This window comes from Helcobacillus massiliensis (assembly GCF_014191425.1).
Lineage (GTDB): Bacteria > Actinomycetota > Actinomycetes > Actinomycetales > Dermabacteraceae > Helcobacillus > Helcobacillus massiliensis.
Genome location: NZ_JACHWP010000004.1, coordinates 81,505 through 105,871 on the forward strand (window position 1 = coordinate 81,505; position 24,367 = coordinate 105,871).

Consider the following 24,367-nt stretch of genomic DNA (forward strand, 5'->3'; position numbering starts at 1 on the left):
GCAGAGGTTGGAGCCCGGGGCTGCCGCGACCCGACGCGATTCCACTGTACAACAGGCCCATCGCGTGGGCCCAGCCCGGTCCCAATTCTGCGCAACGGCGTTGTGCCAGGTCAGAGGATTTCTTGGGCGGGCAGTGGAGTTACATGTCGGTAACGTTCAGGTGATGGTCAGGTGACCGGCCGTGACGTCAACGGAAAACGTGGTCTCTGCTCAGAAGAGGGAGCCGCCGGCCGCTGCCCGGCCGGCCGCCTCCAGGTCCTCGCCCAGACGGTGCAGACGGTCCGCCTGCATCGTGATGCGGCCCGCGCCGTCGGCTGAGGGGTCGTCGGCCCCGGAGCCCGGTGCGTCCGCGAGGTGCGCTGTTCCGTAGGCCGAGAGCATCGCGACCGCGGAGGCCCGCAGCAGCGCCATCGACAGGTCGCCGGTGAACGCGCCGCGCAGGATCTCGTCCAGAGTGCGGCGCATATCGTCCAGGTCCGGCGGGTTCGCGATGCCGGAGCGGTAGCGCAGCCCCGGAGCGGACTGCGTCCCGATCTGGTAGCGCCGCCGCACCTCCGCCGTCTGCTGCTGCACCCACGTGTGCAGCACGTACAGCCGCCACAGCGCACCCGGCAGTGACACCGCCGGCGCGCCCGACCACAGCGCCGCCATGTCGTCCAGGCCTTCGCTCTCGGCGAGGCGGAGGATCCGCTCCACGGCCGACGGGTCCACGGTGCCGCGGGTTTCGCGCAGCAGAGCAGCCGCCGAATCGTGCGCGATCTGGTCCTTCAGAGCGGGATCCGTGCCGCCCTCGATCTGTTCCTGCTGGGCGGGGGTGAGCGATGCGGGTCTGCGGAACTGTGCCATGCCGCCACACTACGCCCCGGGGCCCGGGCTCACTAGGGCCGGTGGGCCCCGTCGGCTGGCGTCGAACGGCGGAGCCCGTCGGTCCTCCGGGGAGGGCGGACCCCGTCGGCCCGGCCCCGCGCCCCTCCCACCGCGTGGCTACACTGAACGCGAATCGCTCCACGACGAAAGCGAGGCGCCATGGAAGCGCTGATGATGACCCTCAGCTCCGGTGCCGTCAGCGGTATCCGCCCCTACCTGATGCTGTTCATGCTCGGCATCGCCGACCGGTTCTTCCAGGTCGGCGTGGTCCCGGACGTCATGGGCCGCACTGATGTCCTCGTCATCACAGGGATCCTGCTCGTGGTGGACTTCCTCGCCGACAAGGTCGCGTTCCTCGACTCCGTGTGGGACGCCATCCACACCGTGGTGCGCCCCATCGCCGGCGGCGCGATCGGCTTCCTGCTGGGCGGGGAGACCGACACCGCCAACGCCGTTGTCCTCGCGGCCGTTGGCGCGTTCTCCGCGCTGAGCGTCCACGCCGCGAAGGCCGGCACCCGCGCCGTCGTCAACGCCTCCCCGGAGCCGGTGTCGAACGTACTGGTCAGCACCGGTGAGGACATCGCCGCTGTGGTCCTCGCCCTCGTCGCGGTCCTGCTGCCGATCCTCGCCGGCGCGGTCGCGGTCATCGTGATCATCGGGGCGATCGCGGGTGCGTTCCTGCTGTTCCGCACCGCCCGACGGATCCGCGAACGCTTCCGCGGCAGCGAAGCCCCCGCGGCGCGCACCGCCGAAGCGTGCATGCGCTGACGGTGCGCGCCTCGCGGCCGCAGGGTCAGGCCTGGACGTCGGCCTCCGGCTTGATGAACGTGCCGGACCACCAGGTGAAGTGATTGAGGATGTCGTGCGCGATCTCCTCCTCGCTCCACCCCATGATGTTGTAGACACCGCCACCGGGCACCAGCGTCTCCACCTCGTAGGTGGTGTCATCCGCTTCGATCATGCCGCGGCCGTAGGTCGGTGCGCGCATCTCACGGATCTGCACCCGGTACTCGAAGTGCTCATAGCCCTCCTCCGCCGCCGGCACCAGCAGGGTGACGGCCTTGACCACGGACTCCAGGCGGATCTCCTCATGGTTGATCGCGACGTCCACGCCGTGGCCCTGGAGCTCGCTGCGGACCTCCTCCATGGCGGGGATGACCCGGGCGGAGAGCTCGGCTTCGGCTTGGCGCTGGGTGACGGACCCGAACTGCCGCGCCAAGCGGCGCTTCCAGGACCCGCCCGTGCTGTTGCGGTCCTGCGCAGCGATGCGCCCGACCACCGCTCCGCGCACGGAGCGCTGGTAGGCGAGGCTGGTGCGCTCCTCTTCGCTGAGCGCCCGGTGCAGGCCCAGCATCACCAGCACCATCACGATCGCGAACGGCACACCCATCACCACGGTCGCGTACTGCAGCGCGGTGATGCCGCCGACGATCAGCATCGCGATCGTGATGACGCCGGTCGCCGCGGCCCAGAAGATCCGCAGCCACGGCTTCGCATCCGCCTCCGCGTGGGGGAGTTCGGAGCACAGGTTCGCCATCACCAGGGCGCCGGAGTCGGCACTGGTGACGTAGAACAGCAGACCCACGAACGTCGCCACTGCGATCACCGCCGGCGCCAGCGGCACCTGGCTGAGCAGTTCGAAGAACCCGGACTCGGGTGAATCGGCGGCGACCTGACCGAACGCGGTGTCGCCGTCGGTGATGCGCTTGATGGTGGCATTCCCGAACACCGTCACCCACATGAGGATGTAGGAGAACGGGATCAGCAGGGTGCCGATCACGAACTGGCGGATGGTGCGGCCGCGGGAGATGCGTGCGAGGAACATGCCGACGAAGCTCGCCCACGCCACCCACCAGGCCCAGAAGAACAGGGTCCAGGAGTTCATCCAGAGGGCGTCGTAGTCGTACGCCATCGTGTTGAGGGTGAGGCCGGGGAACATGGACACGAAGTCACCCACGTTCATCACCGCGGCGCGCAGCAGGTACGTGGTGTGGCCGGTGACCAGCACCCAGCCGGCGAGGACGAGCGCCAGCGCCACGTTCAGCTGCGACAGGATGCGGATGCCCTTGTCCACACCGGTCGTCGCCGAGATCGTCGCCATCGCGACCGCGAGGACCACCAGGCCCACCTGCACCGGCACCCCCTGCTCGAACCCGAACAGGACCCCGAGGCCCACGTTCAGCATCACCACGCCGATGCCGAGCGAGGTGGCGACGCCGAAGATGGTGCCGAGCACCGTCGCGATGTCGGCGGCGTGACCGACTGCGCCGTGGATCCGTCGGCCCACCAGAGGGTAGAGGGCGGAGCGGACCGCGAGCGGGAGGCCGCGGCGGTGCGCGAAGTAGCCGAGCGCGATGCCCATCAGTGCGTACATGCCCCAGCCGGTGACGCCGTAGTGGAACAGCGGCCACACGACCGCTTCGCGCGCCGCCTGCACGGTCCCCGGCTCGCCGCTGGGCGGGCTCAGGAACTGGGTGGCGGGCTCGGCGACGGCGAAGAACATGACGTCGGTGCCGATGCCGGCGGCGAACAGCATGGACGCCCATGCGAACGTGGAGAACTCCGGCCGGTCGGTGTCCTGGCCGAGGCGGACCCGGCCGAAGCGGATCGCCAGGTAGATGACGAACGCGAGGACCACGGTGGCCAGCGCGATGTACGCCCAGCCCACCCAGTCGCCGATCACTTCGACCGCGGCGCCGAGGACGCCCTCGGCGTTGGCGGGGGCGAACAGCGCCCAGCCGGACACCACCACGGTGAACACGGCGGCGACTCCGAACACGAGCCACTTCGGGCGCGGCTCGTTCACCACCGGGAGGTCAGAGGTGTAGGTGCGGGCCATGGCTCAGCGCTCCTCAGCGCCGGCACCGGTGTTGGCGAAGCCGCGGCGGGCGAGTCCGTCGAAGTCCTGTGCGGCCATCGCCTCGAGCGCGGTCGGCACACCGTCCTTCGCGTTCCAGGCGTCGTTGCGGGGGTCGCCCTCCGGGTAGAGGGGCATCCCGGCGTTCGCGCGGTACACCGGAGGGTTCTCGGGGGTGAGCATCGTATTGCCGGCGATCGCGTCGGCGGCCTTCTCTGCAACCATCATGACGGGAGCATAGATGTTGCCGTTGGTGACCGACGGGAACACGGACGCATCCACCACGCGCAGACCCTCGGTGCCGTGCACCTTCATGGAGTGCGGGTCCACCACGGCCATGTCGTCCACGCCCATCTTCGCGGAGCACGAGGGGTGCAGTGCGGTTTCGGCGTCGCGCGCCACCCAGTCGATGATCTCCTCGTCCGTCTCCACGTCCGGTCCCGGGGAGATCTCGCCGCCGCTGAAGGCATCGAACGCGGGCTGCGACAGGATGTGCCGCGCCGCGCGGATCACCTCGACCCATTCGCGGCGGTCGTTCTCGGTGGAGAGGTAGTTGAACAGGATCGACGGGTGCTGGCGCGGGTCGCTGCTGGTGATGTGGAGGCGGCCGCGCACATCGGAGTTCATGGGGCCGATGTGCACCTGGTAGCCGTGGTCGTGACCGCCGCCGGAGCCGTCGTAGCGGACCGCGAGCGGCAGGAAGTGGAACATCAGGTTCGGATACTTGACCTCATCGTTCGTGCGGATGAAGCCGCCGGCCTCGAAGTGGTTGGTGGCGGCGGGGCCCTGGCGGTTGAACAGCCAGTCCGCACCGATGAACGGGGCGCGCCACTTCTCCAGCGCCGGCATCATCGACACCGGCTGGGTGGAGGCGTGCTGCAGGTACACCTCGAGGTGGTCCTGCAGGTTCTCACCCACACCGGGCAGGTCGATGCGGGGCGTGACGCCGGCCTTCTTCAGCACCTCCGGGTCGCCGACTCCGGCGAGCTCCAGCAGCTGCGGGGTGTTGAACGCGCCGCCGCACAGGATCACCTCACCGGCGGTGACCGTGTGACTGGAGCGGCCGCGGGTGTACTGGACGCCGGTGACGCGGTTGCCCTGCCAGATCAGGTCGGTGACGAACGCGAGCGTGGTGATGTCGAGGTTCCTGCGGCCCCGGATCGGCCACAGGTAGGCGCGGGAGGCGGACCAGCGACGGCCGTTGTTGACGTTGCGGTCGAACTTGGCGAAGCCCTCTTGACGGTAGCCGTTGACGTCATCCGTCGGCGCGTAGCCGGCCTGCTGGGTGGCTTCGAAGAACGCCTGGAAGAGCGGGCTGTCGGCGGGGCCGCGTTCGAGGATGAGGGGGCCGGAGCCGCCGCGCCACGCATCCGCGCCGGCGCGGGTGGTCTCCATGCGCTTGAAGTACGGCAGGCAGTGGGCGAAGTCCCAGTGCTCCATGCCCTCGTTCTCGGCCCACTTCTCGTAGTCGCCGGGGTTGCCGCGCTGGAAGATCATGCCGTTGATGGAGGAGGAGCCGCCGAGGACCTTGCCGCGGGTGTGGGAGACGCGGCGGCCGCCCATATGGGGTTCGGGGTCGGTCTGGTACCGCCAGTCGTACAGGGGGTTGCCCGAGGGGTACATGAGCGCGGCGGGCATGTGCACGAACGGGTCGAACACGAAGTCGCGGCGGCCCGCTTCGAGGACGAGCACGCTGGTCTCGGGGTCGGCGGAGAGCCGGTTGGCGAGGACGGATCCGGCGGATCCGCCGCCGACGATCACGTAGTCGTAGTGGGTGCGGTTGGACATGCGGGTCTCCTTCAGTCGTGGGGGCGCCGGGTCGGCGCGAAGAGCAGGGGGACCGACGGGTTCGCGGCGTCCGTCGGCCCTGACAGGTCAGCAGCTGGTGTTCGGCATGACGGACGGGGTGTCGCCGTCGGCGAACCAGTTCGCGCGGGCGGGGGAGGTGTTGTGCCAGATGTGCTTGATCTCCTGGTACTCCTCCAGGCCCACGCGGCCGAGTTCGCGGCCGAAGCCGGACTGCTTGAAGCCGCCCCACTCGGCCTGCGGGACGTACGGGTGGAAGTCGTTGATCCAGACCGTGCCGTGGCGCAGACGCTTCGCGACCCGCTCGGCGCGGCCGGCGTTCTTCGTCCAGACAGCGCCGGCGAGCCCGTAGATCGTGTCGTTGGCGATGCGCAGCGCCGCCTTCTCCTTCTCCTCGTCGCTGTCGCCGGTGAACGTCTCGATGGTGACGATGGGGCCGAAGGACTCCTCCTGCACGGCGGCCATCTCGGTGGTGCAGTCATCCAGGACGGTGGGCAGGTAGAAGCAGCCCTTCGCGAGGTCGGTCGAGCCCTGCGTGCCGGTGGCGCGCTGCCCGCCGACGAGCAGGGTCGCGCCCTCCGCCACGGCGCTGTCCACGAACGCGGCGACCTTCTGCAGGTGCTCCTCACTGATGAGCGCACCGGTTTCGGCGTTCTCGTCATAGATGCCGCCCAGCTGGATGTTCTTGGTGCGGCGCACCAGTTCCTCCACCACCTGATCGTGCACGGACTCCTCGACGATGAGGCGGGATCCGGCGGAGCACACCTGGCCGGAGTCGAGGAAGATCGCGGTGAGGGCGTTGTCGATGGCGGCATCGAGATCGGCGTCGGCGAAGATGATGTTCGGGTTCTTCCCGCCCAGTTCCAGCGCCACCTTCTTCACGGTCGTCGCCGCGTTGGCCATCAGCAGGCGCCCCGTCTCCACACCGCCGGTGAAGGAGACGAGGTCGATGTCCTCGTGGGTGGACAGCGGCGCACCCGCGTGGGCGCCCCGGCCGGTGATGAGGTTGCCGACTCCGTCGGGCAGGCCCGCTTCCTTCAGCGCGTCCATCAGCCACATCGCCGACTGCGGGGTCAGCTCAGCGGGCTTGAGGACGAACGTGTTGCCGGCCGCGATTGCGGGCGCGATCTTCCACGCGGTCTGCAGCAGCGGGAAGTTCCACGGGGTGATCAGGGCGCACACGCCGACCGCTTCGGTGACGGTGCGCGAGGAGATCGTGGGGTCACCGGTGTCGATGGTGCGGCCGGATTCCTGCCCGGCGATCTGCGCGAAATGGCGGAACACACCGACGATGTCGTCCATGTCGCCCAGCGACTCCACGTAGCGCTTGCCGGTGTCCTCCGCCTCCATGCGCGCCACCTCGCGGCGGTCGCGTTCGAGGAGGTCGGCGAGGCGGTTCAGGATCTGCGCCTTCTCCTGGAAGGGGACGAACTGCCAGTCGGTGTCGTCGAAAGTGCGGCGGGCGGCGGCGATCGCCTTCTCGGTGTCGGCCGGGTCGGCTTCGGACACGGTGAGCACATGGCGGCCGTCGGCGGGGCAGGTGATGTCCCGGGTGGCGCCGGAGGCGGCGGGCAGCCACTGGCCGGCGATGAAGAGGCTGGCGGGGGCGCCGTCGGCGGTGGTGCGGTGGTCATGGGATGTCGGGGTGAGGGCCAAGGCGTTCTCCTTCGTCGATGGCGGGGCGATGGGGATGGCGGCGGACGATCGTGCGTGGGCTGGTGGAGGCGCGGGCCGATGGGGCAGCGGTCAGAGGGGGTGCTGGGCGAATCGGCGCGGGTCGGAGCGGTCGGTGGTCACGGGTCGCTGCGGAAGCGTCATCGACAGCACGATAACGCTCGCTATACCTGCCGGCAATAATGTGCGTTATAGGTGTGAGGTCTGTGACCCAGCGGCGCCCCACCCTTGGACCGACCTGCGGCCTGGACGGCGTACAGTTGCCTCGACACCGTCGGCCGCCCACCCCAAGGAGGACCTGTGGCCGCCACTCGATCGACGCAGCAGTCCCCAGACCCCGCCGAGGGCCGCACGCGCACTGCCAAACCCGTCCGCGAACGCCTCCTCGACGCAGCCGACGCGGTCCTGTTCGTCGACGGGGTCCCGTCGGCCCCCGTGGACCGCATCCTCAAGCACGCCGGCGCCTCCCCGCCGAGCCTCTACACCCATTTCGGCAACAAAGAGGGCCTGCTGGTCGCGGCACTGAAGCGTCGGCTCGACGTCTGGCGCGAGGAATGGACCGCCGCCATCGCCGACGCCGCCGACGACGAAGAGCGCCTCCTCTGCCTCTGGAGCGCGACCCGCACCTACCAGCGGGTGCGGCTCACCGAACGGTGGTGCGCATTCAGCGGCACCGCCGCCTCCATCGACGATCCGACGCCTGAACTCCAGGCCGTCCTCGATGAGGAGACCGCCATGCTCTACGACCGCACGTACGAGCACGCGCTGCCGCTCGTCGGCCACGACACCGAAGCCGCGCGGCAACTCAGCGAACAGCTGGTCGTGGTGTACCTCGGGTCGCTGGCGCTGATGCTCCGCCGCGAATACGAGGAAGCCCTCACCGCGGGGGAGAGGACAGCCCGAACCCTGGTGCGCGCCTTCGGTTCAGCCCACGGCGCGCAGTCGTCGCGCTAGGCCGCGACCGCTCGCCGCGTGGTGGACGATCCTTCGTCCCTTTCGGGGATATTCGACTGGGAAATCCCGCATGCGCAGACGGATCGAACGTGCCGCGGCGGAGCGCGAAGCATCGCTGCGAAGAGAGGGTGCTCGGTACCGCGGAGAACGGGCCACTCAGCGCCGCCATCCCTGCCGCCGCAGTTCCTCCGCCACGACCGTCACCGCCGGGCACGTGGCGAGCCGACGCATCACGCTCTCATCGCTCTCCCCGGGGATCGGCCGCGGCAGATCATCGCGGAACAGGTGGAGATCGATCAGCCCGAGCCCGCGCAGGCGGATCGTCCGACGCTGCCCCCGCTGAGCCGCATCCCCCTCGAAGTGCACCGCACCGTCGTACTCCACGACGACGCCGAACTTACGGAACGTGAAATCGGTCTGCGCCACCACTGACCCATCGTCGGCAAGGTGCCGAGCGTTCAGCTCCGGTTCCGGCAGCCTGCCGAACCGGAAGGCGAGCCGGCAGCGCGTCTCCGCTGGTGAGTCTGCACCGACCCGAGCGAAGGACAGGATCTTCCGGCCGCGTTTCGCCCCCGCGCGGCCCCGGCACCGCCGCAGCAGATGCTCGAGGGACTCCCGAGTGGCATAGGGCCGGGTCCGCCGCTCGAACTGCTCGCGCGGGATGCGCAGCAGATGATCTGCCTGCGCCACCGCCCAGTCCAGTGGCAGTGAGCGCGTCAGATCGAACCAGGTGCGCGACCGAGACGTCACCCGAAGGATATAGCGGTGCTTCTCGTCGTTCGGCACCCAGCCGCCGTATCCGCGGGTCCCATCGACGTGCACCACATCATCATCATCCAGACCTCCGTAGTGCCACGTGATCAGCTCGGTGCTGCGCATGCGTCGCCCCGGCGGCGCCATCAGATGGATCGGCATCCCCGGCCGCCACGCGTCCCGGCTGTGCTCCATCGGCATGCCCCACAGACGCCCGGCCGAATCGTGCGACACCACGGCCCCCGGATACTGCCGACACAGCGCCGCAGCCAGGAGATATTCACTGATCTGCGTGCGCGACCATGCGTAGAGTCCGCGACCCACCCGTTGAAAGTCATTGCACCGCAGGCGGTCGCGGCTCACCCCCAGGGCGAGCGCCTCACCCACGAGGAATACGCCATGCCGAAGGCGCTGCGGAGAATCGTCTCGAACCATGCGCCCCAGCGTTACCTCCCCTCCCGCGCAGGTGAACCGGCGCGGGGTGATTGGGGACAAGTGGTCGGCGCTAGGCGCGGCTCCCACGCCGGGGCCCGATCCGTCTGCAGTTTCGGGAAAGATCGGCGGAAAAATCCCGAACGTGCAGACGGATCGGTGCTTGGGCGGCTCAGGCGAGGCCGCGGCGCTTCAGCAGCGGCTCGATCCGCGCCTCACGGCCCGTCATCGCACGGAACGCCTCCGGGATCGGGGCGCTGCCGCCGATCGCGAGGATGTGGCGACCGAACGCGTCACCGCAGCGACGGATCGCCTCCAGCTGCGCGTCAGCGTCATCGTCACCGCGGGCCCCGTCGGCCCCGGCGCCGTTCTCGCCGTACCAGGCGACCGTGTCCGCATCGAAGACCTCTGCCCACAGGTACGAGTAGTACCCCGACTCGTAGCCGCCGGAGAACGAATGGTTGAGGTAGCTGGTGCGGTAGCGCGACTCCACCAGCGGATGCATCAGCCCCGCATCGGTCAGCGCGTCGTTCTCGAACGCGACCGGGTCCTGGACCGGCTGCGCATCCCGCGACGCCGGCAGGCGGTGCCAGCGCCAGTCGAGCACGGCGGCGCGCAGGTACTCCACGGTGCCGAAGCCCTCGCCCCACTGTTCCGCGGCCTGCATCTTGTCGATCAGCTCCTGCGGCACCACCTGTCCCGTGTCGATGTGGCGGGCGTAGTTCGGCAGGATCGCCGGGTGGTAGATCCACATCTCGTTGACCTGCGACGGGTACTCCACGATGTCCCGCTCCACCGACGTGCCGGACACCTCCGCGTAGTCCACGTCCGAGAGGAGGCCGTGCAGGGCGTGCCCGAACTCGTGGAAGAGCGTGCGGACGTTGTCCTGCGTGACGTACGCGGGGGCGCCCTCAGCCGGGGGAACGATGTTGAGGTTGTTGACGATGACGGGGCTCGTGCCGCTCTTCTTCGACTGGTTGACCAGGGGGTTCATCCAGGCGCCGCCGCGCTTGGTGGGGCGGGTGAAGAAGTCGCCGAGGAACAGGCCGATGCCCTCCCCATCGGCTGAGAAGACTTCCCAGATCCGCACCTCCGGGTGGTAGCCGACGAGGTCCTCGCGCTCGCGGAAGGATATGCCGTACACCATGTGCGCGGCGTAGAACACGCCGTCCTCCAGGACCCGGTCGAGGGTGAAGTAGGGGCGCAGCTCCTCCGGGTCCACCGCGAACTCCTCGGTGGAGATGAGATCGGAGTAGTACGACCAGTCCCACGGCTTGAGCTCGTCGATGCCGTCCTGCTTCGCGCGGTCGGCGATCTTCGCCGCTTCGCGGTCGGCGTTCCTCATCGCCGGCGCGACCGTCTTCTCGAACAGGCCCTCCACGGCCTCGGGGGTGCGGGCGGTGCGGTCCGCGACGGCGAGGGAGGCGAAGTCCTCGAAGCCGAGCATCGCGGCCTTCTTCGCGCGCATCGCCGCGATCTCAGCGGCGAGCTGCCAGTTCGAATCGCCGCGCTCCACGGACGCGACGTGCAGCATTTCGCGGACCTCACGGTTCTCCAGGTCCGCGAGCAGCGGCTGCATGGTGGGGAACTGCAGGGTGAGCATCCAGCCCTCATCGTGCCCGGCCGCCTGGGCGTCGGCACGGGCGGCGTCCTTCTGCTGCTGGGAGAGGCCCGCGAGCTCCTCCTCGGCGTGGATGAGCACGCCGCCGTCGTTCATGTCCTCGGTGACCTGCTGGCTGAAGCGGGTCTGGGCGTCCGCGATCCGCATGTTGAGGTCGGCGAGTTCGGCGCGGTCCTCGTCGCTGAGGGCGGCGCCGCTCAGGGTGAAGCGCAGGTGCAGCTTCTCCAGGATCCGCAGCTGTTCGGCGGTGAGGTCGAGCTGGTCGCGGCGGGAGTGCAGGTCATCGAGGCGGCGGAAGACCGCCGGGTTGAGGACCATGTCGTTGTCGAGTTCGGTGAGGGCGGAGACGATGTCTCCCTCCACGGCGAGGCGCTCCTCGGTGCCGTCGGAACCGGCGATGTTGAAGTAGGTGATGGCGGCGCGCTCCAGCATCGCCGATGGCGAGATCAGCACCTCCACCGTGTTCTCGAAGGTGGGCTCGTCGGTGGCGTCGGCGATGCGGGCGAACGCCGCGCGGGCCTCCGCCACGCCCTCCTGGACGGCGGGCAGGTAGTGCTCGTCGCGGATGGCGGAGAAGTCGGGGAGGTTGTAGGGGAGCGTGGACGGCTCGGCGAACGGGTTCGCGGCGGTGGGGTTCTCAGTCATGGGCCCAGGCTATAGAGATGGGTGCGGGCCCGTGGGGCCTTTGACCAAGTCGTGACCGTCGGCGGATCGGCCGGCCGGGGGGCGGCGAGGGCGCGGCGGGTACCGCGGGGTAGGGGCCGACGGGCGCCGAGGAATCCGTCGGCCCCCGACGCTTACACTGGGGCGATGATGCTCAAGCAGTCCTCGAAGCTCCGGAACGTCTCCTACGATGTGCGCGGTCCCGTGCTCGAAGAGGCGGCGCGGATGGAGGCGGAGGGCCACCGCATCCTCAAGCTCAACATCGGCAATCCCGCCCCGTTCGGGTTCGAAGCGCCGGATGAGATCCTGGTCGACTTCATCAAGCAGCTGCCCACCGCGCAGGGGTACAGCGAGTCGAAGGGGATCCCGTCGGCCCGCCGTGCGGTCGCTCAGTACTACCAGAAGCAGGGCCTGCCGGACGTCTCCGTCGAGGACGTGTACCTCGGCAACGGCGTCAGCGAACTGATCCAGCTGCTCGCGCAGGCGCTCGTGGACAACGGCGACGAGGTCCTCGTGCCGATGCCGGACTACCCCCTGTGGACCGCCTCGGTCACCCTCGCCGGCGGGAAGGCCGTCCACTACGAGCTCGACGAGGACGACTCCTGGTTCCCGAACGTGGAGGACATCGCCGCCAAGGTCACCGACCGCACGAAGGCGATCGTGGTGATCAACCCGAACAACCCCACCGGCGCGGTGTACCCGAAGGAGCGCCTCGCGCAGATCGCGGAGGTCGCCCGCGAGCACGACCTGCTGATCCTGTCCGACGAGATCTACGACAAGATCCTCTACGACGACGCCGAGCACCACACCATGGCGTCCATCGCCCCGGACCTGCTCACCATCACCTTCAACGGCCTGTCCAAGGCGTACCGGGTGGCCGGCTTCCGCGCCGGCTGGATGATGCTGTACGGCCCGAAGGACCATGCCGCCGACTTCATCGAGGGCCTCACGATCCTCTCCAACATGCGACTGTGCGCGAACGTCCCCGCGCAGCATGTGATCGCGACCGCGCTCGGCGGGTATCAGACCATCGACGACCTGGTGCTGCCCGGCGGGCGCCTGCGCGAGCAGCGCGATGTCGCCTACGAGGGCCTGATGGAGATCCCCGGAGTGAGCGTGAACAAGCCGGCCGGGGCGCTGTACATGTTCCCGCGTCTGGACCTCGAGCAGTACCCCGTGGAGGATGACGAGCAGCTCGCGTACGCGCTGCTGCGGGAGAAGAAGATCCTCGTCACCCAGGGAACGGGCTTCAACTATCCGCGCCCTGACCACTTCCGTCTGGTGACGCTGCCGGATGCGGACACAATCGCGAACGCGCTGGACCGCATCGGCGACTTCCTCGCCGGCATCCGCCGCTGACGGCACCTGTCGGCCCTCGAGTCCGAAATGTCGGACGCGAAAGCGATCAGTAGGGCTTGGGTCACCCAGAAGTCGACGGTTCGGACTGTGGTGGAGGCCACTTTCACTGTACTCTTCGGGGCATGAAGATTCGCACCCTTGCATCCCTGACCGCCGCTTCGGCGCTCCTGCTCACCGCCTGCGGCGGCAGCGGAGGCGGCGACAACCCCGACGGCATCGACCTCGTCCAGGACGGCACCCTGACCGTCTGCGGCGAAGCACCCTACGAGCCCTTCGAAATGGAGGACAAGAACGCGCCCAGCGGCTACACCGGCTTCGATGTGGAGCTCACCGAACAGGTCGCCAAGAAGATGGGCCTGAAGTACGTCTACAAGGACACCGCGTTCGACTCCCTGCAGTCCGGTCTCGCCCTCAACTCCGGTGAATGCGACCTCGGCGCCTCCGCCATGACCATCACCGAGGACCGCAAGAAGAACCTCCTGTTCACCGACGGCTACTACGACTCCAAGCAGTCCCTGCTCGTCGCCGAGGGCTCCGACATCAAGACCAAGGATGACCTCAAGGGCAAGACCGTCGGCATCCAGACCGGCTCCACCGGCGAGATCTACGCCAAGGAGAACCTCGACGGCGCCGAGCTGAAGAGCTTCCCCGGTGACGCCGAACTGTGGCAGGCCATCCAGGCCGGCCAGGTCGACGCCGTCCTCCAGGACCTCCCCGTCAACATCCCCCACACCAAGGACGGCAAGTTCGCCATCGTGGAGGAGTACGACACGGGTGAGCAGTACGGATTCGCAGCCAAGAAGGGCAACGACAAGCTGATCGAGGAGTTCAACAAGGAGCTCAAGGCCATGCGCGAAGACGGCTCCTACGACAAGCTCTACGACAAGTACTTCTCCACCGACAAATGATCCGGGCGCGGGCCGCTGAATCGGCGGCCCACTCCTCTTCCCCCTTGACGAAAGCCATCCCGTGACCCGTACCCAACGCAGGCGGGCGATCCACTGGTCGCTCTACGCCCTGTTCATCCTCCTCGTCATCGCCGCGATCGCACTCGCCGACTGGCCCGCCATCGCCGACAACTTCTTCCTGCTCGACGGCATCGCCGAAACCTGGCCCACCATGCTGCTGATCGGCGCGAAGAACACGATCCTCTACACGATCATCTCCTTCACCGGCGGGTTCGTCTTCGCCCTCGTCCTGGTGCTGATGAAGCTCGCACCGGTGGCGCCGTTCCGCTGGCTCGCCACCGCCTACATCGAGCTGTTCCGCGGTCTGCCCGCCCTGATCGTCATCCTGTTCATGGCGTTCGGTGTGCCGATCGCGTTCGGGTGGCGCGCCCCCGGCGGTCCCGTCGGCGCGGGCCTGCTCGCCCTGATGATGGTGGCCGCCGCGTACCTCGCGGAGACGCTGCGCGCCGGCATCGAAGCGGTCCCGCCGGGCCAGATCGAAGCGGCCCGCTCCCTGGGCATGTCCCCGGCGCAGACGATGGTGCAGGTGACGCTGCCGCAGGCGCTGCGGATCGTGCTGCCGCCGCTGACGAACGAGCTGGTCATCCTGATCAAGGACACGTCCCTGCTGTTTGTGATCGGCATCGCCGCGAGCGAGAAGGAGCTCACCATCTTCGCCCGCGACATGATGAGCTCCGGCCCCACCGCCGGCACCGCCACGTCCCTGACGATGGCCGCCGTGTTCTACCTGGCCATCACACTGCCGCTGACCCGCATCGTGTCGCGCATGGAGAGGAAGCGAGGCGGATCCCGATGAGCCGCACGAACACCCACAAGCCCCTGCATCCCACGCAGGAGATGGACCCCGTTGCGCCGGCGATCGAGGTGCGGGGCCTGCACAAGTCGTTCGGTGACAAGAAGGTGCTCACCGGCATCGACTTCCATGTGGACCACGGACAGGTGGTGTGCGTGATCGGCCCGTCCGGGTCCGGCAAGTCCACGCTGCTGCGCTGCGTGAACCGCCTGGAGGAGCCGACGAGCGGCCAGGTCCTCATCGAGGGCATCGACATCACCGACCCGGAGACGGAGCTGGACCGTGTCCGCTCCCGCATCGGCATGGTGTTCCAGGGGTTCAACCTGTTCAGCCACCTGGACGTGATGGAGAACCTGGTTCTGGCGCAGCGGAAGGTGCTGGGCCGCTCCAAGGAAGACGCGCGCAAGGTCGCGCAGGCGAACCTGGACCGTGTGGGTCTGGGGGAGCGCGGCCAGGCGATGCCGAGCCAGCTGTCCGGTGGTCAGCAGCAGCGCGTCGCGATTGCGCGGGCGCTCTCGATGGAACCGGACATGATGCTGTTCGACGAGCCGACCTCCGCGCTCGACCCGGAGCTCGTCGGCGATGTTCTCGGGGTCATGCGGGAGCTCGCCGCCGAGGGCATGACCATGATGGTGGTGACGCACGAGATGGGCTTCGCCCGCGAGGTGGGCGACAAGCTGGTCTTCATGGCCGACGGGGTCATCGTTGAGGAGGGCGACCCCGCGACCGTGCTGGCCGATCCGCAGCACAAGCGGACGAAGGACTTCCTCTCCCGCGTGCTCTGACGGTCCGGCCGGCCCGCTACGGGAAACAGCGGCGGCAGCGCCGGGTCGGGATCAGGCGCTGGCGTCGGCCTTCTTCTCGCGGGACACCCGGACCATCTCGTCACGGTCCACGACCTTCACGGACGGGCGGGCGTTGCCGTCGGCGTCCTGTTCGGCGGCGCCGAGCGCGACCTCGTGGTCGTGCAGCTGCATCCAGCCGTCCCAGTCGGTGTACTCGATACCGCGGTCCTCGAGCATCCGCACCACGGAGTCAGCGGAGCGGTCGGCGCACGGGGTGAGGGCGCCGGACTCGATGTCCTCCAGCATGTGGGTGACGGTCTCGAGGGCGTCGGACTTGGTGGCGCCGATGAGGCCGACGGGTCCGCGCTTGATCCACCCGTTCGCGTACAGGCCGGACTGCACAGCACCCTCAGCGTCGGTGACGCGGCCGCCGGTGTTGTGGATGACGCCGCGGTCCGCGTTGTAGGGGACGTCGGCGAGTTCGGAGCCGAAGTAGCCGACAGCGCGGTACACCTGGCCGAGCTCGTAGTCCACGTACTCGCCGGTGCCGATCAGCTGCTCATGCTCGTCGAACGCGGTGCGCTCGAAGCGCATCCCGGTGACGTGGCCGGTGGGCTGGCCGTCCTCGTCCTTCTCGCCGGAGCCGAGGACCTCAACGGGGCGGTGCCAGAAGTGCATGTGCAGGCGGACCTTGACCTCGCCTCCGTGGGCATCCGTCGGCTGCTCGCCGCTCTCTTCGCGCTCCTGCTGGTCGGCCAGCCAGCCCTCGAAGGTGCGGACGATCTGGTCCGTGCGCTTGTCGGCGCGGATCTTCTCCCACTCGGCGTCGGTGATCTGCTCCATGTCGCGCGGGTCCATGACGACCTGCACGCCCTTCGGGTGGGCGAGTTCGCGCGCCTCCAGCGGGGTGAACTTGGTCTGGGCGGGGCCGCGGCGGCCGAACACGTGGACGTCGGTGATCTTCGAATCCTGCTTGCCGAGGTACACGTTGGCGGGGATCTCGGTCTTGAGGAGTTCGTCGCCGCTCTTGGAGAGCATGCGGGCCACGTCGAGGGCCACGTTGCCGTTGCCGATGACGCCGACGGATTCGTGGTCGAGCGGCCAGGTGCGCGGGTAGTCGGGGTTGCCGTCGTACCAGGCGACGAAGTCGGCGGCGCCGTAGGAGCCGTCGAGGTCGATGCCGGGGATGTTCAGCTGGGCGTCCTTGAGGGCGCCGGTGGAGAACACGACGCCGTCGTAGTGCTCGCGGAGGTCCTCGAGGGTGATGTCGCGACCGAAGACCACGTTGCCGAAGAAGCGCATGTCGCCGCGACCGAGGATGCGGTGGAGGGCGCGGATGATCCCCTTGATGCGCGGGTGGTCGGGGGCGACGCCGTAGCGGATGAGGCCGAACGGTGCGGGCAGGGCGTCGAACAGATCGACCTCGACGGCGAGGCGGCCGCTGGTCACCTGTTCGCTGCGCATGAGCGTTTCGGCGGCGTACACGCCAGCGGGGCCGGCGCCGATCACGGCGAGGCGGAACGGGGTGGTCTCAAAGGTTTCGGTCACTGACTTCCTCATCGGTTGCGCAGGGTGGTGGGCCTGTTGTGGTGTGCGCGGCGGGGCGCGAGGGGCGTCCACGGGGCGCGACGAGTTTTGACAAGGCCGCAGTTGCGTTAACTGTATCGCTCGGGCGGGCACTGCCCAATGAAAAGCGGGCCCCGTCGGCAGGACTTCACACAACCTCCCCGCGCAGGCCGACAGATTCTGGGCAGACCGAAGGGGCGCCGCGCGAGCGACGCCCCTTGCTCCACCGGGCCCGGTGCCAGCGGACCCGACGGGTGGACGGAGGGAGAGAGTCTGTGCGCCGTCAGCTGGTGGTGACGACGGGCGCACCCTCGGACGGCTGCACGACCACGAAGCCGGGGCCGTGGAAGCCGAGCTGGAACGATTCGCCGGAGCCGCGGCCGATGAGGGAGCCCATCTTGAAGTCGTTCTTCACCTGCGGGGTGAGGTTCGCCGACCAGCACACGGCCGCCTGCGGATCCACGTAGGTGGGCTGCTGGGAGCAGTCGAGCAGGAGCGGAGGGCCGTCGGAGGTGACGGCGACCATGCCCTGGCCCTGCAGGAAGAGGTTGAAGAACCCGCCGGCGAAGAAGCCGGCGCCGGCGCTGCCGAGGGAGCGGATGTCCCACTCGATGGAGGAGTCGAACGCAAGCAGGCTCTTGGTGTTGAGGGTGATGGCGTCGCCCTCGAGCTGGATGAGGAACACGTGCTCGGCCTGGTTGGCGAAGAACACCTCGCCCTGGCCGCGCACGCGCATGATGTTGGCGCCTTCGCCGGTGGCCATCTTCTTCAGCAGCTTCATGCCGCCGCCGGAGCCCTGGTAGGCGAAGTCCATCTGGCCCTGGTACGCGACCATGGCGCCGGCGCGCGCGATGATCTCAGGGGACTGCGGGCCGAGGGCGCAGCGCAGCAGGCGGTCGGACTGGAGGGCCCAGCGTTCGTTGGTCTGGATCTCTTGGTTCTTCTGGTCGAAGATTGCTGATCGCATCGCATTCCTTCAGGTCGAGGGGCGGGGAGTCGTGGATCACGCTAATGGATCCCGCCTGCATGATCGACGGGGAACGAGGGGGAGCGGTCCCCACCGGCGCCACAGGCGGGGCCGGCGGTGCGGAGTCGTCAGTCGGCGATGAGGGTGTAGGCGTCGCCGGCTTCGCCGATGGCCTCGCGAAGAGCGTCGGCGGAGACGGGCTCAGCGGCGTCGAACGTGAGGGTCGATTCGCCGCCGACGTTCAGGTCGACGTTCACGTTGCTGACGCCGGTGATCTCGCTGACCTCGTCGGTGATGGCGGCGGCGCAGTGGCCGCAGGTGAGGCCGGTGACGGCGTAGGTCTGGGTGGTCATGGATCCTCCTCGGTTGGGAACAGCAACGCACCCATCGTATACCCCTCAGGGGTATGGGGGTGTTCAGCTCGCACAGAGCCGCGGGCTGTGCGGCGTCGGCAAGGAGGCGCCCTCGGTGTTGACGACCAGCGGATGAGGCCATGGGGAATTCTCCATACCCGAGGATGGGGGGCCGGTAGGCACCTGCTGGCTAGCATGGAGGGCATGTCGCCATCTTCCTCAGCGCTCAGCGAATCCGGGTACACGATCCTCCGCAAGATCGGGTCCGGCGGCATGGGCATCGTGTACCTCGCCGAAGACGGCGCCGGTAACGATGTCGCCCTCAAGCTGCTGCGCCCCGAGGTGGCGAGCGACGAGAACGCCCGCACCCGCCTCCGCCGCGAGGTCGCGGCCCTGCAGCGGGTCAGCTCTGACCAGATCGCCCGCCCCCTGGACGCCGAACTCGACGGCGACGGCGCCTTCATCGTCACCGAGTTCATCCCCGGACCCACCCTGGACGAGGCGGTGCGCCACCACGGCGCGCTCCACCTCGAAGTCGTCCGTGAGATCGGCGTGGTCCTCGGCGAAGCACTCCAGGAGATCCACGCCGCCGGCATCATCCACCGCGACCTCAAGCCCTCGAACATCATGATCCGCGGCGCCCGCCCCTCCGAGCTCACGGAGTTCTCGGCCGACGGGTCCCGCATCGACCCCGTCATCATCGACTTCGGCATCGCGCAGGCGAGGGAGGACTCCCGCCTCACCTCCACCGGCCTCATGATGGGCACCGCCGCCTACCTCGACCCAGAAGTGGTCCGCACCAACGAGACCGGCCCCGAAGTGGACTGGTGGGCGTGGGCGGGCCTGATCGCATTCGCCGCGACCGGCCGCGACCCGTTCGGCTCCGGCCGCCCCGATGTGGTTTTTCTGCGCGCAGAGCGCGGCGAGGTCGACGTGGACGGTCTGCCCGCTCAGCTCGCTGACTGGCTGCGGGACGCCCTGCAGCCCCGTGTGCAGGACCGCCCCGATCCGGAGGATCTGATCCACCGCCTTGCCCGCCTCGACCTCGATCCGGCGACCGCGGTGGATGCCCCCGCGAAGGGCGGCAGCTCCGCACTCGGCGCTGGTGGCTCACGCGATGCGCGGCCCGTGCATCCGACCGTTGAGCGGCCCCAGCGTCGGGACGAGCCCGCCGCGGATCCGATGGCCACGGCGCGGCTCGACGCTCTCGACGACTCGGCAGGCGATCCGGCCGCCGAGAACGCTGGCGAGGCGGCTGACGAGGCGCCCCGCACCGAGGTGCTGCCTGTCTACGGCTACGAACAGCACCCCACGAAGGCACTGCCGGTGGTGCCGCTCGAATCGCCCAGCGCACCGTACGGTGCGAACGGCGGGGTGCCCCACGGCGGCCCCGTCCCGACCCAGCCGATCCACCACCAGCAGCAGTTCCAACAGTCCTACGCCCAGCAGGCCCAGTTCCAGCAGGTGCAACCGGCTCAGCAGGTGGCGCCGGCCCCGGCGTACGCACCGCCGCAGCACCGGCCCGTGGCCGCGCCCGACCACCTGCGGCAGGGCTACGAGCTGCAGCACTACCCGAACCCGTCGGCCCACCCGGGGATGGCGGCCCCGATGCTGCCGCCCCGCCGGCCGTGGCTCGTGTGGCTCGGCATTGTGCTGATGACAGCGCTCGGCGCCATCGCCCCCTTCACCGCCATCATCGTCTTCCTGCTGGTCAGCGCCTTGGCCCGCACGTGGCAGCGCACCTGGGAGTCCGGCGAACGGGCCCGTGCCCGCAGCGGCCGCAGCGGGGGAGCGGGCGCCGTGATGTTCGCGCTGCCCAGGTTCGCCGTCGCCCTGCTCGAATCGATACTGCTGGCGATGTTCCCGTTCATCCTCGGGCTGGTCTTCGTGCTCGCGATCGACGCGGTCGCCTTCTACGGCTTCCATGCGCACCTGCCGCTGTCCTGGTACGGCGCGGGGATCGTCGGCTTCACGATCCTGCTGTGCTGGATCGGTCTGTCCAGCCGCCTCACCCGCAACGGCGCCCACCGCGTGGTCGATGCGGCCGCGCCCGATGGACTCTGGACGATGATCATGGCGTTCCTGCTGCTGGCGCTGCTGATCGCCGTGGGCGTCACCATCCTGGCGCGCGGCGGCACCATCGACTACTTCCCGTTCACCGGCATGCCGACGTTCGACACCCTCGCCTTCTGGCGGCGCTGACCGCCGGACCGTGACGTCCGCCCGAAGGACTAGGAGGCCGCCGCCCCACCAGGCTTTAATGACACGGTAGGCCCCACCAGCCCCACATCGTCGAGGAGTTCGAATGTCGTCACGTGCCAGCGGACAGGCCACCAGCCGCGATGCCCAGCGGGAGCGTCTGCGCAAGCAGCGCCAAGCCGAGCTGAAGCGCCAGCGGAACATCCGCCGAGCCGTCATCGCCGTGGTCACGATCCTGGCCCTGCTGCTCGCCGGCGGCATCGGCTACGGCATTTGGAAGGCCACCGCGGGCAAGGATGATCCTCGCGCGAAGGTCATCGAGACCACCAAGCTGGATCCGAAGGACCCCGCTCTCGTGGTGGGTGCTGAGCCCGGCTCCGCGCCGAAGGTCGATATTGTCCTCGACTTCAACTGCCCGTTCTGCGGCGAGTTCGAGAAGATCAACGGCGAGGACCTCAACGAGCTGGCGAAGAACGGCGAGGTGACGCTGCGCTACAACGTGCGCACCGGCCTCGACGGCGCCTCCGCAGACTTCTACTCCAGCCGCGCTGCCGGCGCCGCTGTCTGCACCTATGAGGAGTCTCCGGACCTCTTCATGAAGTTCCAGCTCGAACTGTTCAAGAACCAGCCCGAGGAGACCGGCCCCGGCCTCACGAACCAGCAGATGGTGAAGTACGCCAAGGACGCCGGCGCCTCCAAGGAGACGCAGCAGTGCATCTCCTCCAACAAGTACCAGGGCTGGGCATCGAAGTACGCCGAGCCCGCAGGCAAGGACCTGTCCCGCGCCACCCCGGCCGTGTTCATCAACGGTGAGGAATGGCAGGGCAACTGGACTCAGCCCGGTGAGCTGAAGAAGGCGGTCCAGGGCGCGGACGCCCCCAAGGAGTGATCGCAGCCGACGGGTTCCAGCGCGCCCCGATCGCCAGCGATTGAGGGTCGGATCCGTCTCGTGACCCCGCCCATGCAGTGCCCCGCTGGGTGCTGGGGGCGGGGTCGCGATCGGCTACACTGAGGCGCGATGTTCGGCCGGCCGCGCTGGCCGATCCATCCCCGCTGGAGTGGCGCAACGGTAGCGCACCTGTCTTGTAAACAGGTGGTTGCGGGTTCGATTCCCGTCTCCAGCTCTCGCACCGCCCCGTCGGCCCACCCGGCGGGGCGTTCTGCTGCCCCGCCCCGTCTCGCGCGCCCTCGCCGCCTCCGGTGCCGCCGATCGGTCTGCGGATTCGGGAGCGCCGGCGCGACAAGACCCGAATACGTCGATGGATCGGTCGTGCGCGGGCCGCGGATAGGGTTGGTCCCATGCCCGCACCGACTCCCGACTTCTGGCACCCGGACGCCCCGAACACGGTGGTCAGCGCCGACAACCTCGAGGTTCTGCGCACTCTGCCGGACGCGTCGTTCCAGCTGATCTACATCGACCCGCCGTTCAACACGGGCCGGCGGCAGCAGCGGCAGTCGATCACCACCACCCGATCAGCCCTCGGCACGGCGGGCTCACGCGTCGGGTTCAAGGGGCAGAGCTACGACACCGTCAAGGGCACCCTCTACGGCTACAGCGACACCTTCGCCGACTTCTGGGACTTCCTCGAACCTCGCCTCGAGCACGCCCGCCGCATCCTCACCGACACCGGCACCCTCTACCTGCACCTCGACTACCGGGAAGCGCACTATGCGAAGGTTCTGCTCGATGTTCTGTTCGGCCGCGACTGCTTCCTCAACGAGATCATCTGGGCGTACGACTACGGCGCCCGCACGAAGCGGCGCTGGCCCGCCAAGCACGACACGATCCTGGTGTACGTGAAGAACCCGTCGGCCTACTCCTTCAACTCCGAGGATGTGGACCGCGAGCCGTATATGGCGCCGGGGCTGGTGACGCCGGAGAAGGCGGCGCGCGGCAAGCTCCCCACGGACGTGTGGTGGCACACGATCGTCTCGCCCACGGGCCGGGAGAAGACGGGGTACGCCACGCAGAAGCCGGAGGGGGTGCTGCGCCGGATCGTGCAGGCGTCCAGCCGGGAGGGCGACTGGGTGCTGGACTTCTTCGCCGGCTCGGGCACCACGGGCGCGGCCGCGGCGCAGCTGGGGCGGCGGTTCGTCCTCGTGGATGAGAACCCGCAGGCGATCGAGGTGATGCGTGAGCGGTTCAGCCGCCGGCATCCGGAGGTCGAGGTGGAGTTCCGGTCGGCGGATCGGCAGGGGCGTCAGTCGGGCGTGTAGGGGCTGCGAGCGTCTGCCGCGGTCCACGGGTGGCGCTGCTGTCCGCTCTCCGGGTTGTACAGCTCCTGCCCGGACTTCACGGCGGCGTCCACGAGCTGCGGGATGAACTCCTCGAACGAGACGTCGCTGGGGTCCACGAGGCGGAGCCCGGTGAAGCTCATCCAGCCGTGCAGGCTGACCCACATCGCGGTGACGACGTTGCAGATGAGCTCCTGCTGCTCCGCGTCGTCGATGCTGGAGGGGGAGTCGGGGGTGAGCTCGGTGCCGAGGATGGCGGCGTAGGACGCCTGGTGGAACGGGACGGTGGCCTTGCGGATGCCGGCGGAGACAGCGGGCAGCGGGGCCCCGTCGGTGCCGCTGTCGCGGGTGAACATGGCGGCGTACAGTTCGCGGTTGTCGCGGGACCAGCAGCGGTAGGCCACGCCGAGGTCCCGCAGTCGACGCTGCGGGTGGGGGTCGAAGTCGATGCTGGTCAGGGCGGTGGTGAGGCGCTCCCAGCCTTCGTCGATGACGGCATCGATGAGCTGCACTTTTCCGCCGAACAGGGCGTAGATGGCGGTGGTGGAGGTGCCGCACGCGGCGGAGACCTCCCGCAGCGACAGCGCGTCCGGTCCCCGGTCGGCGAGGCGGACAGTGGCGGCGGCGACGAGGTCGGCTCGCAGTGCCTCATCATGCGGACGCGGCTGCGTCATCGGCGTCTCCTTCGGCGGCGGTGGTGGTCAGTGGGCTCATTACTATCACTGTTCCCGGCCCGGACCCTGACTGGGGCCACCACGTGGCTGCTCGGTCAGGAGAGTGCCCAGTCGATGGGGTGCGCGCCCTGCTCCTGCAGCAGACGGTTCGCGGTGGAGAACGGCCGGGACCCGAAGAACCCGCGCCGCGCCGACAGCGGTGACGGGTGCGCGGACTCAACAGTCGGCGTGTCGCCCAGCAGCGGCTTCAGTGAGCGGGCGTCGCGCCCCCACAGAATCGCCACCAGGGGCTCCTCGCGGGCTACGAGCGCGCGGATCGCCGCATCGGTGACCTCCTCCCATCCCTTCCCGCGGTGACTGGCGGGTGCGCCGGGCTGCACGGTGAGGCACCGGTTGAGCAGGAGCACGCCCTGGTCCTGCCAGGCGCTGAGGTCGCCGTGGTCGGGAGTGGGGACGCCGAGGTCGTCCCGCAGCTCCTGATAGATGTTCACGAGCGACCGCGGGATCGGCCGCACGTCCGGGTTGACCGCGAAGCTCAGCCCGATCGGGTGGCCGGGGGTGGGGTAGGGGTCCTGTCCCACGATCAGCACCCGCACCTGTGGCATCGGCGTGGTGAAGGCGCGCAGGATCGCGTCCCCGGCGGGGAGGAAGCCGCGCCCGGCGGCCTGCTCGGCGCGCAGGAAGTCACCCATGCGGTGCACGACGGGTTCGACGTCCGCGAGGGCGCGGGCCCAGTCGGGGTCGATGATCTCCCTCAGCGGCTTCGGGGCGGGCGATGCACCGGCGGCGGGCTGAGTGGGCGGCTGGGGTTCGTGGTCAGGCATGCCGTCAGGCTAGCGGG

20 protein-coding genes and 1 tRNA gene are annotated in these 24,367 nt (G+C 69.0%); 10 read left to right on the forward strand and 11 right to left on the reverse strand.

Annotation, left to right across the window (positions count from 1 at the left end; genetic code table 11):
- Positions 1–210: 210 nt before the first annotated feature.
- Complete coding sequence (locus FHX50_RS08130) at positions 211–846, reverse strand: hypothetical protein (RefSeq protein WP_183376454.1); 636 nt, start codon at positions 844–846, stop codon at positions 211–213.
- Between the two features lie 192 nt (positions 847–1,038).
- On the opposite strand from FHX50_RS08130, the gene FHX50_RS08135 reads away from it, so the two are divergent.
- On the forward strand, positions 1,039–1,635 hold the full coding sequence (locus tag FHX50_RS08135; protein ID WP_246370893.1) for a DUF4126 domain-containing protein: 597 nt from the start codon (positions 1,039–1,041) through the stop codon (positions 1,633–1,635).
- 25 nt (positions 1,636–1,660) lie between these two features.
- Here the strand turns inward: FHX50_RS08135 and betT are convergent, their stop codons facing one another.
- The 3 genes from betT to FHX50_RS08150 form a co-directional block, all read right to left on the reverse strand.
- Complete coding sequence (betT, locus tag FHX50_RS08140) at positions 1,661–3,706, reverse strand: choline BCCT transporter BetT (RefSeq protein WP_183376458.1); 2,046 nt, start codon at positions 3,704–3,706, stop codon at positions 1,661–1,663.
- Positions 3,707–3,709: 3 nt separating this feature from the next.
- Positions 3,710–5,512 (reverse strand): choline dehydrogenase, encoded by a 1,803-nt coding sequence (betA, locus tag FHX50_RS08145; protein ID WP_183376465.1) that lies wholly within the window; start codon positions 5,510–5,512, stop codon positions 3,710–3,712.
- An 87-nt stretch (positions 5,513–5,599) separates the two neighbouring features.
- Positions 5,600–7,186 carry an aldehyde dehydrogenase family protein gene (locus FHX50_RS08150; protein WP_183376467.1) on the reverse strand — a complete coding sequence of 529 codons (1,587 nt, stop codon included), beginning with the start codon at positions 7,184–7,186 and terminating at the stop codon, positions 5,600–5,602.
- 318 nt (positions 7,187–7,504) lie between these two features.
- Here FHX50_RS08150 and FHX50_RS08155 point away from each other — a divergent pair, with 318 nt between their 5' ends.
- Entirely contained in the window at positions 7,505–8,158 is a 654-nt protein-coding gene (locus FHX50_RS08155) for a TetR family transcriptional regulator (protein WP_183376469.1), read from the forward strand.
- Between the two features lie 156 nt (positions 8,159–8,314).
- Here FHX50_RS08155 and FHX50_RS08160 read toward each other — a convergent pair whose 3' ends face one another.
- Together FHX50_RS08160 and FHX50_RS08165 are read right to left on the reverse strand one after the other, a co-directional pair.
- Entirely contained in the window at positions 8,315–9,346 is a 1,032-nt protein-coding gene (locus tag FHX50_RS08160; RefSeq protein WP_183376471.1) for a PDDEXK family nuclease, read from the reverse strand.
- A 169-nt stretch (positions 9,347–9,515) separates the two neighbouring features.
- The gene (locus FHX50_RS08165; protein WP_183376473.1) at positions 9,516–11,609 is read right to left on the reverse strand and encodes a M3 family metallopeptidase; all 2,094 of its coding nucleotides are present in this window, start codon (positions 11,607–11,609) and stop codon (positions 9,516–9,518) included.
- Positions 11,610–11,774: 165 nt separating this feature from the next.
- Between FHX50_RS08165 and FHX50_RS08170 the strand changes: the two genes are divergently transcribed.
- The 4 genes from FHX50_RS08170 to FHX50_RS08185 all read left to right on the forward strand — a co-directional run bounded on the left by FHX50_RS08170 (position 11,775) and on the right by FHX50_RS08185 (position 15,532).
- On the forward strand, positions 11,775–12,986 hold the full coding sequence (locus tag FHX50_RS08170) for a pyridoxal phosphate-dependent aminotransferase (protein WP_183376475.1): 1,212 nt from the start codon (positions 11,775–11,777) through the stop codon (positions 12,984–12,986).
- 122 nt (positions 12,987–13,108) lie between these two features.
- On the forward strand, positions 13,109–13,894 hold the full coding sequence (locus FHX50_RS08175; protein ID WP_183376477.1) for a basic amino acid ABC transporter substrate-binding protein: 786 nt from the start codon (positions 13,109–13,111) through the stop codon (positions 13,892–13,894).
- A gap of 61 nt (positions 13,895–13,955) precedes the next feature.
- Entirely contained in the window at positions 13,956–14,750 is a 795-nt protein-coding gene (locus FHX50_RS08180) for an amino acid ABC transporter permease (RefSeq protein ID WP_183376479.1), read from the forward strand.
- Positions 14,747–15,532 carry an amino acid ABC transporter ATP-binding protein gene (locus tag FHX50_RS08185; RefSeq protein WP_221187287.1) on the forward strand — a complete coding sequence of 262 codons (786 nt, stop codon included), beginning with the start codon at positions 14,747–14,749 and terminating at the stop codon, positions 15,530–15,532. The genes FHX50_RS08180 and FHX50_RS08185 overlap by 4 nt, the downstream gene beginning before the upstream one ends.
- A 51-nt stretch (positions 15,533–15,583) precedes the next feature.
- On the opposite strand, the gene FHX50_RS08190 is transcribed toward FHX50_RS08185, so the two are convergent.
- The 3 genes from FHX50_RS08190 to FHX50_RS08200 all read right to left on the reverse strand — a co-directional run bounded on the left by FHX50_RS08190 (position 15,584) and on the right by FHX50_RS08200 (position 18,418).
- On the reverse strand, positions 15,584–17,092 hold the full coding sequence (locus tag FHX50_RS08190; RefSeq protein ID WP_183376481.1) for an FAD-dependent oxidoreductase: 1,509 nt from the start codon (positions 17,090–17,092) through the stop codon (positions 15,584–15,586).
- Positions 17,093–17,381: 289 nt separating this feature from the next.
- Entirely contained in the window at positions 17,382–18,065 is a 684-nt protein-coding gene (locus FHX50_RS08195) for an AIM24 family protein (RefSeq protein WP_183376483.1), read from the reverse strand.
- A gap of 128 nt (positions 18,066–18,193) precedes the next feature.
- Positions 18,194–18,418, reverse strand: coding sequence for a heavy-metal-associated domain-containing protein (locus FHX50_RS08200; protein ID WP_183376485.1), 225 nt, complete (start codon positions 18,416–18,418; stop codon positions 18,194–18,196).
- A 204-nt stretch (positions 18,419–18,622) separates the two neighbouring features.
- Here FHX50_RS08200 and FHX50_RS08205 point away from each other — a divergent pair, with 204 nt between their 5' ends.
- From FHX50_RS08205 to FHX50_RS08220, 4 genes are all read left to right on the forward strand, one after another.
- Positions 18,623–20,620, forward strand: coding sequence for a serine/threonine-protein kinase (locus FHX50_RS08205; protein WP_246370897.1), 1,998 nt, complete (start codon positions 18,623–18,625; stop codon positions 20,618–20,620).
- Positions 20,621–20,723: 103 nt separating this feature from the next.
- Positions 20,724–21,506 (forward strand): DsbA family protein, encoded by a 783-nt coding sequence (locus tag FHX50_RS08210; RefSeq protein ID WP_183376489.1) that lies wholly within the window; start codon positions 20,724–20,726, stop codon positions 21,504–21,506.
- 163 nt (positions 21,507–21,669) lie between these two features.
- A tRNA-Thr gene (locus tag FHX50_RS08215) sits at positions 21,670–21,741 on the forward strand.
- Between the two features lie 175 nt (positions 21,742–21,916).
- Positions 21,917–22,834, forward strand: coding sequence for a DNA-methyltransferase (locus FHX50_RS08220; RefSeq protein ID WP_183376491.1), 918 nt, complete (start codon positions 21,917–21,919; stop codon positions 22,832–22,834).
- On the opposite strand, the gene FHX50_RS08225 is transcribed toward FHX50_RS08220, so the two are convergent.
- Entirely contained in the window at positions 22,819–23,526 is a 708-nt protein-coding gene (locus tag FHX50_RS08225; protein WP_183376493.1) for a TetR/AcrR family transcriptional regulator, read from the reverse strand. The genes FHX50_RS08220 and FHX50_RS08225 overlap by 16 nt on opposite strands.
- A gap of 95 nt (positions 23,527–23,621) precedes the next feature.
- Complete coding sequence (locus FHX50_RS08230; RefSeq protein WP_183376495.1) at positions 23,622–24,350, reverse strand: uracil-DNA glycosylase; 729 nt, start codon at positions 24,348–24,350, stop codon at positions 23,622–23,624.
- Between the last annotated feature and the right edge of the window lie 17 nt (positions 24,351–24,367).